Here is a 13,312-nt window from a genome sequence, read left to right as displayed (position 1 = left end):
TTTCTTTAGCGTGGCCTGATATTTAAACCCACCAGTACTTTTTCTTCGTTGGATAAATCGCCAATTATTTTCCTGATAGGCTCAGGTACCTTTCTTACCAGTGTGGGTATTGCAAATATTTGGTCGCCCTCGGCAAGTTGGGGTTGTATCAATAAATCTATTACCTCGATGGTATACTGGCCTTTTAAATATTCTTCGCAATATTTTTTAAGATTGGCAAGCGCGGCGACAGATTTGGCTGTTTTGCCGGCAACGTACAACCTCAATTCATATTTTACTGTTTCTTCTTCCATTGCATTTAACTTTTGTTCTTATCAGCACCAGTAGTACCCCTGCGCATTCTCGTAATCTCTTCCCGGTTCTTTTCTATTATCTGTTGCTTTAATTCTTCCTCTAAATAAATTTTATTCAGCTCATCTTCAACGGATTCAAATTCTGCCTTTAAGTTGGTTATTTTTGATTCCAGCATCATTCGTTTGCGCAAAATCTCTTTGTCTTTACGCGACACGGCGAAGTCTCTTAGCGCAAGCCCTGTTTTTTCTTTTAGTTTCTCGGCTTCACGTGCCGATCCGGTAAGTACGCCTTCTGGTCCAAGGTATACATCAACCAGGTCAAGCCCGTTGTCGGTAATAACAAATTCACGCACCTGGTTACTATGTTTCATACCACGCGATTTCATGATATACATACCCCTGTTCCTTTCACCGTTGTACTCAATGTCCCGCACCAATAGCCAGGCATCAACAAGCGAGGAAACACCCTCGTCGGTTTGGTCGCTGATAATTGTATTAAGGGTGAGCGCCGTAAACATTACCGTAATTTGTTCCTCCTGCAAAAAATCTATCAGCCTTATCAGCATCGATTTTACTTCGCTTACCGAGCCAACCGTGATAAGGTTGGTTATGGGATCGAGCACAACCGCGGCGGGTTTAAATTTTTTAATAAGTTTATAAATAGCCACCAGGTGCATTTCAAGGCCATATAAAGTAGGCCTCGATGCATAAAATTGCAGCAGGTTATTGTCAATGTGTTTTTGCATATCCACATTGATAGATTTCATGTTCCTGATAATCTGTTTTGGGGACTCCTCGAACGCAAAGTACAAGCATCTGTTGCCGCCATTACAGGTTTCATTGGCAAAGTATGCCGCTATACTGGTTTTGCCGGTGCCTGCTGTGCCCGAAACTAAAACGCTGCTCCCCTTAAAAAAACCGTGCCCGCCAAGCATACTATCAAGCGCCGGAATACCCGAAGACACCCTACGCGACGAAACATCTTTTCCCAGCTTTAAGGAGGTAACCGGTAATACAGAAATACCGTCCTCGTCAATTAAAAAAGGATATTCGTTAGTTCCGTGTTGCGAACCCCTGTACTTGATAACCCGTAACCTGCGGGTAGAAATTTGGTTGATAACCCGATGATCAAGCAGGATTACGCAATCAGAAACGTATTCTTCCAGGCCCTGCCGGGTTAAAGATGGGCCGTCGCCTTTTTCGCCGGTTATTATGGCGGTAACGCCTTTGTCTTTTAAAAAGCTAAATAGCCTGCGTAGTTCTGCCCTGAGGATAGTTTGATCTGTTAAGCCCGAAAATAAATTCTCAAGTGTATCTAACACTACCCTCTTTGCCCCAATTGAATCAATAGCGTATCCCAGCCTTATAAACAGGCCTTCCAGGTCATATTCGCCGGTTTCCTCAATCTCGCCACGGTCAATGTGAACATGATCAATCTTTACCATATGATCGGTTTGCAGCTTAATCAAATCAAAACCTAATGAAGCTACATTCATAGCCAATTCCTCGGCCTTCTCCTCAAAGGCCATAAAAATACCGGGTTCATTAAACTCCGTTGCGCCGCGAATGATAAATTCAAGTGACATTAAAGTTTTACCGCAGCCCGCTTCGCCGCATATTAAGGTAGGCCTGCCTTTGGGTAGCCCACCACCGGTTATTTCATCTAAACCTGTTATGCCCGTTTGACTTTTAGGTAACGAGGGAAAATTTGGCTTTTCTTCTTTTTTTACTTTACTCATTGTGAACAGCGTTTTACTTTATGCGTGCTATCAACGTACCAGCGTCTGCAATTTAATTGGTTAATAATGCAATACAGGCCCAATTTGTTTTATTTGGAAAAATTTATTTGTTAGATTGTAGCTATTTTTTTACATGGTTAATAAGGCATCAGCCTTGCTTGGCTATAACAATTTATAGCAGTACTGCCATAATTAATGTTTTGATAAAACAAGATTCCAGCAGCTGAAAATAACTAACTTATGGATGTAATTCAGCATCTGGATTTCGCAATTCAATAAAACATAAGGCTACATATTTAGTTTATTATCATGTAAATTAAAGGGCTATATTTATATACTTTTCCAGCTAAATGACCAACGCTACAGAACAAAATTTCCTCAACAACGAAAACATCTTTCGCACACTAATAGAAGAGTCGCCAAGCCCGGTTGGCCTTTATGTAGGGCAGGATATGCTGATAAAAATTGCCAACAAATCCATCATCAAAATATTTGCAAAAGGCGATGACGTTGTTGGTAAACGTTACTTTGAATTGTTACCCGAGTTAAAAACACAATCGGTTTTTGATATCCTTAACAATGTTTACCATACTGGGGTAGTTTATGAGGCAACAGAAGCACGCGTTGATATAGTTGTAAATGGAAGCCTTGAAACATTTTACTTTAATTTTGTATTTACGCCAATAAAAAATAATGAGGGCCAGGTTTGGGGAGTTTTAAATACAGGCGCAGATGTTACCGAACTGGTTTTAACCCGCCTAAAATTAAAAGAAAGCGAAGAACGTAAACAATTTACCTTACATGCTGCCGAAATAGGCACCTGGGATCTTTATCCGCCTAAACGAGTTGTGATTTGGGATGATCGCTGCAAAGAATTGTGTGGCTTTTCGGAGGGCGAGGAAGTAACGTACGACGATATTTTCAGGCACATCCATCCTGAAGATGAGTTTCGGGTGAGGGAAGCTGTCCAAAATGCCTATGATCCACTGTCGGATGGCAATTATGATATAACATTCAGAACAATTAACCGGGATGGCAGCCTGAAGCATTGGATTCAATGTAAAGGCAAGGCATATTTCGGGCTAAACAATGAGCTTTGGCGTTTTGCCGGCATCATAAGAGACGTTACCCGCGAGCAACTGGATAGGCAGGAGCAACAAAAATTGATAGCCCTGGTTGAGAACACAGCAGATACTATTGTACTGGGGAGCGCATCTGCCGATGTTAGTTACCTAAACAAGTCCGGTTTCAATTTATTGGGGATAGATGACGCAGCCGACGCATTAACACCTGGTTTTAATTATTTTCATGAAGATGACAGGCAAATTGTAACCGATAAAATATTACCTGCCATACAGGAAAACGGTAAATGGAGCGGCGAAATTAGATACAGGCATTTTAAAACCGGCGAAGCCATACCTGTATACATCAATTCGTTCAGCATCAATGATAACTTTACCGATAAACCTATTGGCCTGGCAACAGTTGCCCGCGACCTGAGGCCCGAAAAGAATGCCCATAATGAACAGTATAAATTATTAACACTGATTGACCACAGTTCTGATTTTGTAAGCCTATCCGACCCGGATGGCAACGTGAGTTATGTTAATGCGGCCGGGCGTCTTATGTTGGGCATAAAAAGTCAGCAGGAACTGGAGCGACACAACAGCGAGTATCTAACGCAAGCCGAATTGGTTAAGCTGGTTAATAAAGTAAACAAGGGCTTGATGAAAGATGGGAAATGGTCGGGCGAGATAAATTTTAAACATTTTGAAACAGGCGAGGCAATCCCTGTTTATGGAACAACAATGCTGGTTTATGATTCGGTTACCGGTAAACCGCAAGGGCGCGCTACCATAGCACGGGATATGCGCCGCGAAATTGCCGACAGGCAAGAACTAAACGAGCAGATTAAGCAGTTTGAGTTTGTTACCGATTTTATGCCCGTACAATTATGGACAGCCACTGCAGATGGTAATATTGATTACGTAAACCAGCGAACAACCAATTATTTTGGAACAGGCCAGGAGCAGCTAATTGGCTCATCATGGTTAAACCTGGTGCATCCCGAAGATACAGATGGCTGTGTTGCCGCCTGGACATCATCCGTTAAAACCGGAAATATATACCAATATGAGTTTAGGCTGCTCGATAAAAACCGGGTTTATAAATGGCACCTTGCCCAGGCCTTGCCTTTTGTTAACGACGGGAAAATTGTTAAATGGTTTGGTACCAATACTGATATAGATGAGCAAAAGCAGTTGCAACGTCAAAAAGATGATTTTTTAGGCATCGCCAGTCATGAGTTGAAAACCCCGGTAACCAGTATAAAAGCTTATGCGCAGGTGCTGGGAGCAATGCTTACCCGGGAAGGTGAAACTAAAAAAGCCGAAATGGTTGCAAGAATGGATGCCCAGGTAAACCGGCTTACCAATTTAATAGGCGATTTGTTGGATGTTACCAAAATAAACTCAGGCAGGTTACAATTTAACAAGGCATGGTTTGATTTTAACCAGGCGGTTAAAGAAACAATGGATGATTTGCAGCACACCACAAAAAAACATAAGCTGGTAGCCGATTTTACCGAAACCGGCCAGATTTATTCGGATAAAGACCGCATAAGCCAGGTGATCACCAACCTGATAACCAACGCAATAAAATACTCGCCCCATACTGATCAGATAATTGTGAGTACCCAATTGAAAAATAAAGAAGCTATTGCTTGTGTGCAGGATTTTGGCATAGGTATACCCGATGATAAAAAAGATAGGGTATTTGAACAATTTTACAGAGTTAGCGGCGACAAGCAACATACCTTCCCGGGTTTGGGGTTAGGATTATACATCTCGTCGGAAATAATTAAGCGGGAAGGTGGCCGGATGTGGGTGAACAGTGTTGAAGGAAAAGGATCTACTTTTTGCTTTGCTTTGCCAGTTGAGGGGAATGAGCAATAAATTTCTCCTTTTTACTTACAAAAGCGCTAATTAATACAACCCGCTTGATACAAAAACTGAAACATTAACTCTCATATAATGTTGTGTTTATATATAATATATATAAGTCATGGGAGTATTACAGCATATCCAACACCAGATCTCGGCACTTAATGATCTGATTAAAATAAATAATGACCGCATTGCCGGTTATCAAAAAGCATCAGATGATTCGGCAGACAATGACCTGGTTTTACTGTTCAACGAATATGTTGATCAAAGTAAAAACAATGTAAGCGAGTTAAAAGAATATATCCTTTTTTTAGGCGGACAACCAACCGATGGCACTACGCTATCGGGCAAATTTTATCACACCTGGATTAACCTGAAAGCCGTGCTTATCAATAAAGACAGGCAGGGTATATTGGCAGATTGCGAATATGGCGAAGACGTGATCATCAAGGCATACAGAAAAGCGCAAGACGATAAAGAGCTTATTTGGGAAGACGACAAAGTTGTAAACCTTTTAGCATGGCAATTGGAGGGTTTTAAAACATCGCACGAAACGGTAAAGGCATTGCGTGAAGCTGTAAATATTTAACTATTTTACTATGAATAACTCCGATCATACTTTTTTTGATGAGTATAAACCCTTACACGTGCCGCACGAATATTCGGCTTCGGCATGCGTGCAAAATAACGTTGTGTTTGCACTTGCGCAGTTAGGAGAAGCAACGGCCGGTGAAGTTGCCGCAAAACTAAGCCTGCTTGAACCTGGCACGCACCCCGATACTCACAAAAAAAATGCCGATGATATACTTAATTATCTTTTTGATAAAGGGTTGATAAAAGCAAACAACGTTGGCGGCCAATTAGCCTTTAATTTAAGCAAGATCAGAGAGGCAAACTCCGGTAAAGCCGATAGTCTTTTTAAGGATTAACCGGAGTTATTGGCTTAGCCGAAATGATGCTGTCTACAACAAATACGCTGACACCCCTCCATGGCAGGGTATGTAGGTATTCTTTATAATGCAATTCCAGGTACGATCCGGCATTGTTGTTTAGTTGTTGCGCTACCTTTTCATCTGTTACCGAAAACATAAATTCGTTTGAAGCTATACTCCCCTGCGCTTGCGTACGTATACCGTTTTGTATCAGTCTGCCTTCATACGTTTTGAAAATATATCCTTTTTTTACAAAATAATTCATGGTACCTGCCTTAGCGCCCTCGCCAAAAACAAAATAAAAGCGATAGTAAAAAAAACCTGCGAACAGTAACAATACTATTAATAAAAGAATTACCCTGGTTTTGATCTTCATGGATGGTATTTTAAATTATCTAAAGCTACAAAAAGTTGAGATGCAGCGTACGATAAATCAAATAAAAAGAGCCTTTGGTTCATGGATATTTCCTAAAGGTTAAATAAAAAATTTATTATTAATAATTACCCATATTAAGTTTAAACTCTAACTTTATCTGACTTTATCTAAAATTAATAAAAATGCCCGCCGAACTATCGCCTGTTTTGCCAGATGAGATTTTCAAAATCATATTCGAAAAATCGCCGGGTTCGCTGTTGGTAAAGGCTGATGCACCGCATTTTACAATTATGGCTGCTAATGAAGCCTATCTAACCATCACAAATGCCACCCGCGAACTGATTGTTGGCAAAAGCTTTTTCCGGGTATTTCCAGACGATGATGATGACCCCGAAGATGAAACAGGCGCCCGTAAAACATTTACCAAAGTAGTGCAAACAGGGCAAAAAATTGATATCCCAAGCTATCGTTATGATACACGCGACCCGGAAACCGGGGATTACCGGGTAAGGTATTGGTCATGTAGCAATGTGCCATTTAATGGTCCCGATGGTAAGGTTGCTTATATTTTAAATACCATTGCCGAAATAACGGGCGAAGTAAACGCCAAAGAAGCTGCTATAGAAAGCGAAAACAGGTTACGCCTTGCCGCCGAAGCTACCGGCTTTGCAACCTTTGATTGGGATTTTAAAGACGAAATAAGGTTGTGTTCGCCTCAGTTAGCCGAATTATTTGGCCATCCGGCAGGCAGCAGGTTATCATCAATAGAAGCATTTCAAAAGCAAGTGTTGCCCGAAGATGGGCAGGTAATAACTAACGCCCTTAACGAAGCTGTAAAAACCGGCATTTATGCATATGATATAAGAGTGGTTTGGCCCGATGGTAGCACCCACTGGCTAAGTATAAGAGGTAAATTGGTATTCGGCGCGCAGCAAAAACCCGTCAGAATGCTGGGTACCGTTATTGATATAAGCGAAGTAAAGCGGGATGAGATAAGAAAAAATGATTTTATAGCCATGGCCAGTCACGAGTTAAAAACGCCATTGACTTCCATTAAATCATATATCCAGGTACTCTCAAAAAAATTGGCTGCAAATAACGATGCTTTTATTGATAATGCTTTAAGTAAAGCAAATAACCAGGTTAACAAAATGACCGACCTGATTCACGGCTTTCTTGATCTTTCAAAACTGGAATCGGGTAAGTTGCAGCTTAAACCTGAATTGTTTGATATGAACAAGCTTTTGGGCGATAGCATTGCCGAGTTGTTGCTGTCAACCTACAGTCATACCATAATTTTCAATAATTCAAATATTTTAAACGTTACCGGAGATAAAGAAAAACTTGGCCAGGTTATTGGCAATTTTTTAAGCAATGCTGTAAAATACTCGGCCAAGGGCACCAAGATTATGGTTAATAGTACCATCACCGATGATTTTGTAGCTGTGGCGGTTACTGATGAAGGAGTGGGCATCAAATTAAAAGATCATAAGAGGGTATTTCATCGTTTTTACCGGGTAGATAATGAAAAGATAAAAAATGTCTCGGGCTTCGGGATAGGTCTTTACCTGTCAGCCGAGATTGTTCAAAGTCATAAAGGTAAAATTTGGGTTGAAAGTACCGAGGGGGTGGGTTCCACGTTTTATTTTAGTATCCCGCTTTAACGACCTGTGTTTACCGGCGTTAATTTTACCTTTTTATACGACGATAGCATAAACTGCACCAGGTCGGTCATATTTAATGGCGGCTGATTGGTGGTCACGCTCAGCTTCTTTTTATCGTTTTCAAAATCAATCTCAAAATAATAGTTAGGTGCATCAACTACCTGGTCTTGTTGCTGCCAGCCGTACATTTTTTTGAGTTCGCTATGCTTAACCCAATAATTCAAGGTATCAAGCTGAGGCCTGGACAATTTTGCTGTAAACTCTCCTTTATAAGGATCGGCATACTCCCCTCCTCTTAAATGATAATCGCCATTTGGCGAAATTGTGATTTCAAGCTGCGGGCAATCTCCGTGACAGGTTGACGATAAAAAGCGTATGGCCGAGAATTTAGCATCTTTATCATAACTGTTTTTAAAATTAGTAAACTCATAGGTGCCCGGGCCAGCCAGCTTAACGGCGTTGGAGTCGATAGCTTTGATATAAAGCCGGCTTTGGGTCAGGTTCCTTATCAGAAATTTAAAATTGGTTTTGTGTTTAACCCTAAAGTTATCAGCGCTTGACGTATAAATGTCAGTCATGATCAAAGTATCTTTTACAATGGTGTAATGGCTTTTGAATTTATCGGTTCCAACAAAATTAAAGTAGACACGGCCTTTCTGAAAATAGAGATGCCCCAGATCTTTATTAATCCAACGGATAGAATCCAGTTGTACTTTTTGAGCGTGCAACCCGCCAAAAACAATAACAAATGCAAATAACAAAAAGCCGCGCTTTATCATTTAGTATACTTATGAATGCAGATTTGCTTTACAAATCCATATAATAGGATGTTAACGACGGAAAATCATTAAACTTGTGTTCGTAGTCGTTAGTTTTTCCAAATCCGTAGCTCACAAATATAAAAGGTATACCTGCTATGCGTGTCTGCTCGGCGTCACCTTGTGTATCGCCCACATATACCGGCGCTTTAAGCCCATGTTTTTCAATCAGCAAATGCATATTATAGTGCTTGGGCATATTGTTTTCGCCATAGGCTATATAATCGGTAACATAATCGCCAATGTTTGCCCATGCTATAAATAGCGGTATAATGCCGACAGCGCAGTTACTCAGCACAAAAATTTTATATTTTGTTGCCAATAATTTCAGCCCATCTATAACGCCTTCGTACATATTGCCGCCACTTTGTGGTAATATCTGCCGCCTGGTTTCATTTACATCCATGTAGATTCCCTGGGCTATATTATCTTCAAAATCAGGCAGTATGGCCTTGGTTAGCTTCCTTCCCTCCATTCCGATAAGGCCCAGCAGTTCGGTACGGTTTATTACTCTATCTATAGCAAGTTTTTCAAAGGTTAAATTCCATGATGTGGTATAAGTGTCAACGGCATCCCAAAGGGTTCCGTCCATATCAAAAATGAGGCTATCAGGCTTCTGCATATATAGTTTTCAAGGGTTTTTGCTAAGATGTAAAATTAAGCTTAGGTATGAAAACGAAGTTCATACTTTCTTCATTATTAATCCTCACATTTGAAATGTGATAAGGTTAATGTGGGCCAGCTTAGCAGGAGGTTGGTTCCATAGAGGTCTCCGCCGTAATACGCGGGGACTTTTTTATTTTATGCCGAATCTGCTCAATAGCATCATATGGCACTGCCAAATATAGCTTTGTGAAGACCTATTAGTCGATAGTTATACTATCACCTACCCTATAAATTTCGTGAAATTTGATACCAAGTTTATCAAAATGTTTTGCATAAGCACCATAGCGTTGTTTTATGAAAAACTCTTTAGCATAGCCATCATGAACCGGCAATATTTGTTTTGGCTGTAGTTTGTCAGCAAAACCCGAAATTCTTACCTCATTGGCAAAAGGTGCCATGGTTACCATAAGCAGCAACTCAATTCCTTTATATTCCAAAAGCTTATCTTCCATGGAGTCAACAGGGTGCAGTATTTTGTCGTTGATGATAAACCCGGTCATCTGGGGCAAGGGATTGTCCATGATCAACTCGTGTGTAACCGGAATGGCTTTTAATATAAATGGGCCAAAATTTTGTGTACCTTCTTCAAACAGGGTGTAAACTATGCCGGCTTTATCCAGCTCCTGCCCTACATGACTGTTGGTTATCACTATGGCTCCGCTCAAATCCAGGATACTCTTCAAAATTTCCAGGTCGTAATGATCGGGATGGATATGCGTTATCACAATGGCTCTTACATCCGCAAACATTTGCGCGATGACCTCGCCTTCGGCAAACGAGAATTTACCAGGATCAAATAATAACTTGTAGTCATCCAATTCAAATACAAGGCAGGAATGGAGGTATTTAGTAATTTTCATAACACGATTTACAAGATTTACCAAGATTTCCAGGATTAGCTCACATAGGATACACTTACCATACGTATTAAGTTTAATAGTTTTTTAGACAAATAAAACCACATCTTGAAAAAAACTACTTTTTTAGGACAGACAAAAAAATCCTGTAAATCCTTCAAAATCCTGTAAATCGTGCCTATTTTAACACGATTTACAGGATCAGCTTCAATAAAGTATACATCCAACAGGCACAATAAGTTTAATAATTTTTACACAAGTAAAAGCACTATATAAAAGGTGTCTTTTTTTTTAAATCCTGTTAAATCATTAAATCGTGTTCAAATCCCGAAATCGTGTTTACAACAATTCGTTAGCCAAATTCGCCAATTCACTCCGCTCTCCTTTTTGCAAGGTGATGTGTGCGTAAAGCGGGTGCCCTTTTGCTTTATCAATCAGGTACGATAAGCCATTACTCTCGGCATCAAGGTATGGTGTATCAATCTGGTAAATATCGCCTGTAAAAACAAATTTGCTGTTTTCGCCTGCGCGGGATATGATGGTTTTTACCTCGTGCGGGGTAAGGTTTTGGGCTTCGTCGACAATAAAGAAGATTTTACTTAGCGTACGGCCGCGAATAAAAGCCAGCGGAGCTATGGATATTTTGTCGTTGCTTACCAACTCATCAATTTTAGCCTGCATTTTATCGTCATCGGCAAACTGATCTTTGATGAATTTAAGGTTATCCCAAATGGGGGCCATATAGGGATCAATCTTTGATTTGATATCTCCCGGTAAAAAACCAATATCTTTATTACTTAGTGGTACTATAGGGCGGGTAACAAAAATCTGGCGGTAATATTTACGCTGCTCCAGTGCACTGGCCAGTGCCAGCAAGGTTTTACCCGTGCCTGCATTACCCTGTATGGTTACCAGTTTAATATCGGGATGTAGCAAAGCGTGTATAGCAAAAGCCTGCTCAATGTTTCGGGGCGATATATTGAACACTGGCTGTTCCGTAACTTTTTCCAGTTGTTGCGTTGCTGCATTATAAAAACCAGACACATCGCTTTTTTTGCCTTTTAATATATAAAAGTGATTGTTGGTGTACTGTGGTACACTTAGGCTTTCGGCGGGCAGATTTTCTTGCTTATTGAACTGGGAAATTAGTTTTTCGGTAACCTTATCTACATCCGTTTTGCCGGTGTACAGCTCAGCAAGGTTTTTAATTTTACCGGTTTCGTAGTCCTCTGCATGCAGGTTAAGCGACTTGGCTTTAAGTCTGAGGCAGATATCTTTTGATACCAGCACCACCTTTTTTGCGGGGTATTCTTCCTGCAGACCTAAAGCAACGTTCAATATGCGGTGGTCTATCTTGTCCGATCCAAAAACTGCTTCTGCATCGGCAGCCGTGGTTTTCACATCCATGGCAACTTTAAAACTGCCTTTACTTTTCCCGTTCAGCGGGATCCACTCGTTTACCAGGTTGTTTTTCGAGAGGTCATCCATCAGGCGGATAAAACTCCGGGCCTCGAAGTTTCGGGTATCATTGCCGTTTTTTTTATTATCCAGTTCTTCCAATACCTGTATGGGTATGGCTACATCGTGCTCCTGGAAGTTTTGAAAGGCGTTGTGATCATACAGGATCACGGAGGTATCTAAAACGAATATCTTCTTCTGGTTACGCTGGCCGTCCTTATTCATATCCCACTAAATTAGGTTTTTTAAAAGTATTCTGAACATAAAAAAACCTTATAAAAGCGAAAACGGGAGCCTCCTCTTGCGATTTGAACTCCCGTTTCCAAACCCCTGTTCAACCGTAGCTTCCCAGTGGCATCAAGTTTTGTGTATCCTTAACCGATATGCCTTTGTCTGTCGTTCTTGCGAACTACCGACTTCCGCGATATCCCCAGTTCTGTTTTGGCTCTCCGTAAAGCTCCGCATCGTTCCTGGTACCTCCTTTAATCACAATCTTTTTTCAAAGACTTTCGTAATTTTCATTTTTTCATGTGACTCAGTGAACTTCTTTTGATCTTTAACTCCTCCGAAGATTCGCCCGATTCAATTTCTGTTTTCCTGAAAGGTTGTCAAAGTACGTCGTTCTTGATGATTACAATATAGGGACTAAAAGGCACCTTTGTCAAGTAAAAAATAAATTTGTTATAAACAGGTTATTAACATTTTAATGTTGATAACAATATCATCATATATAATTGATATACAATGATTTGAAATGTAGTTATCAATAAAATTTACAGGTTATCAACATTAAAGTTATCCACAAAAACAGCCAAAAACTGCACTCTTCTTATTTGTTAAAACGCGTAAAAATATAAAAATGCAAATTTTTCTCTTTCAAATACCGTCAATAATATGTCTTTAATAGCGTTTAGTATCCCTCCTGGTTACAGTGTTTATGCAGGTATAAGTTTCATCAAAGGTGGTTATAAATTCGCCTGTCTTTTCTTTTGCAAACACGCTCATTACACCGGTAAGTTCATTTAGCCGAGGTCATGTTAAAATACATAACAACTAAAAGCCCATAAAACATAATCACCATTTGCGGGTTGATTTTATAAACGGAATTGAATCATGGAAAAAGTATATACCGCTGTAGTAACAGCAAAAGGCGGCCGCGACGGCCATATAAAATCTGAAGATGGTGTAATAGATATGGAACTGAAAGCTCCCGCGGCTATGGGGGGCGAAGATGGTTATCCTAACCCCGAATTATTGTTTGCCGGTGCATGGGGTGCTTGTTACCTGGGCGCGCTTGGTTCAGTAGGTATCAGGGATGGCGTAAACGTTACGCAGGCTACGGTTGATGTGCATATAACCTTTAATAAGGAAGGTGCATCATCATACGCCTTATCTGCCGAGCTTCATGTACACATTCCGGGCATTGACTGGGATGTGGCCCAAAAACTGGCTGATGCCGCGCATAAGGGGTGCCCGTACTCCAAAGCAACAAGGGGTAATATTGAAGTAAAGGTTATAGCCGATTGATTTTGGCAGCCACCTTTTAAAGCAAAAAGCGATGGGT

General features: G+C 40.5%; 12 protein-coding genes. 5 read left to right on the top strand and 7 right to left on the bottom strand.

Translation table 11 applies throughout. The features are described 5' to 3' along the window. Positions 1-5 precede the first annotated feature (5 nt). Positions 6-293: a circadian clock KaiB family protein gene (locus AC1RM2_RS32735; protein WP_492989337.1), complete on the bottom strand. Its 288-nt coding sequence runs from the start codon at positions 291-293 to the stop codon at positions 6-8. A gap of 5 nt (positions 294-298) precedes the next feature. Next, complete coding sequence (gene kaiC, locus AC1RM2_RS32730; RefSeq protein ID WP_492989336.1) at positions 299-2,032, bottom strand: circadian clock protein KaiC; 1,734 nt, start codon at positions 2,030-2,032, stop codon at positions 299-301. A 350-nt stretch (positions 2,033-2,382) separates the two neighbouring features. Between kaiC and AC1RM2_RS32725 the strand changes: the two genes are divergently transcribed. From AC1RM2_RS32725 to AC1RM2_RS32715, 3 genes are all read left to right on the top strand, one after another. Continuing rightward, positions 2,383-4,986 carry a PAS domain-containing protein gene (locus AC1RM2_RS32725; protein WP_492989335.1) on the top strand — a complete coding sequence of 868 codons (2,604 nt, stop codon included), beginning with the start codon at positions 2,383-2,385 and terminating at the stop codon, positions 4,984-4,986. 109 nt (positions 4,987-5,095) lie between these two features. Then, entirely contained in the window at positions 5,096-5,566 is a 471-nt protein-coding gene (locus AC1RM2_RS32720) for a ferritin-like domain-containing protein (protein ID WP_492989334.1), read from the top strand. Between the two features lie 10 nt (positions 5,567-5,576). Then, complete coding sequence (locus AC1RM2_RS32715) at positions 5,577-5,906, top strand: hypothetical protein (protein ID WP_492989333.1); 330 nt, start codon at positions 5,577-5,579, stop codon at positions 5,904-5,906. Here the strand turns inward: AC1RM2_RS32715 and AC1RM2_RS32710 are convergent. Further along, positions 5,896-6,285, bottom strand: a complete 390-nt coding sequence (locus AC1RM2_RS32710; protein WP_492989332.1) for a DUF8785 domain-containing protein — start codon at positions 6,283-6,285, stop codon at positions 5,896-5,898. The two genes, AC1RM2_RS32715 and AC1RM2_RS32710, sit on opposite strands and share 11 nt — an antisense overlap. Positions 6,286-6,467: 182 nt before the next feature. Between AC1RM2_RS32710 and AC1RM2_RS32705 the strand changes: the two genes are divergently transcribed. Beyond that, the gene (locus AC1RM2_RS32705; RefSeq protein WP_492989331.1) at positions 6,468-7,949 is read left to right on the top strand and encodes an ATP-binding protein; all 1,482 of its coding nucleotides are present in this window, start codon (positions 6,468-6,470) and stop codon (positions 7,947-7,949) included. On the opposite strand, the gene AC1RM2_RS32700 is transcribed toward AC1RM2_RS32705, so the two are convergent. The 4 genes from AC1RM2_RS32700 to AC1RM2_RS32685 all read right to left on the bottom strand — a co-directional run bounded on the left by AC1RM2_RS32700 (position 7,946) and on the right by AC1RM2_RS32685 (position 11,973). After that, positions 7,946-8,728: a DUF6438 domain-containing protein gene (locus AC1RM2_RS32700; protein WP_492989330.1), complete on the bottom strand. Its 783-nt coding sequence runs from the start codon at positions 8,726-8,728 to the stop codon at positions 7,946-7,948. The two genes, AC1RM2_RS32705 and AC1RM2_RS32700, sit on opposite strands and share 4 nt — an antisense overlap. Before the next feature lie 28 nt (positions 8,729-8,756). Then, on the bottom strand, positions 8,757-9,389 hold the full coding sequence (locus AC1RM2_RS32695; RefSeq protein WP_492989329.1) for an HAD family hydrolase: 633 nt from the start codon (positions 9,387-9,389) through the stop codon (positions 8,757-8,759). A 241-nt stretch (positions 9,390-9,630) separates the two neighbouring features. After that, a complete protein-coding gene (locus AC1RM2_RS32690; RefSeq protein ID WP_492989328.1) occupies positions 9,631-10,293 on the bottom strand; it encodes an MBL fold metallo-hydrolase in 663 nt (220 codons plus the stop codon). Between the two features lie 336 nt (positions 10,294-10,629). After that, on the bottom strand, positions 10,630-11,973 hold the full coding sequence (locus tag AC1RM2_RS32685) for a PhoH family protein (RefSeq protein ID WP_492989327.1): 1,344 nt from the start codon (positions 11,971-11,973) through the stop codon (positions 10,630-10,632). An 888-nt stretch (positions 11,974-12,861) separates the two neighbouring features. Here AC1RM2_RS32685 and AC1RM2_RS32680 point away from each other — a divergent pair. Next, the gene (locus AC1RM2_RS32680; RefSeq protein ID WP_477367424.1) at positions 12,862-13,275 is read left to right on the top strand and encodes an Ohr family peroxiredoxin; all 414 of its coding nucleotides are present in this window, start codon (positions 12,862-12,864) and stop codon (positions 13,273-13,275) included. Positions 13,276-13,312 lie beyond the last annotated feature (37 nt).

This window comes from Mucilaginibacter sp. GW822-FHT03E02, from assembly GCF_058801545.1.
Note: the sequence above shows the minus strand (reverse complement) of the source record. Positions and strands in the feature narration are given on the sequence as shown.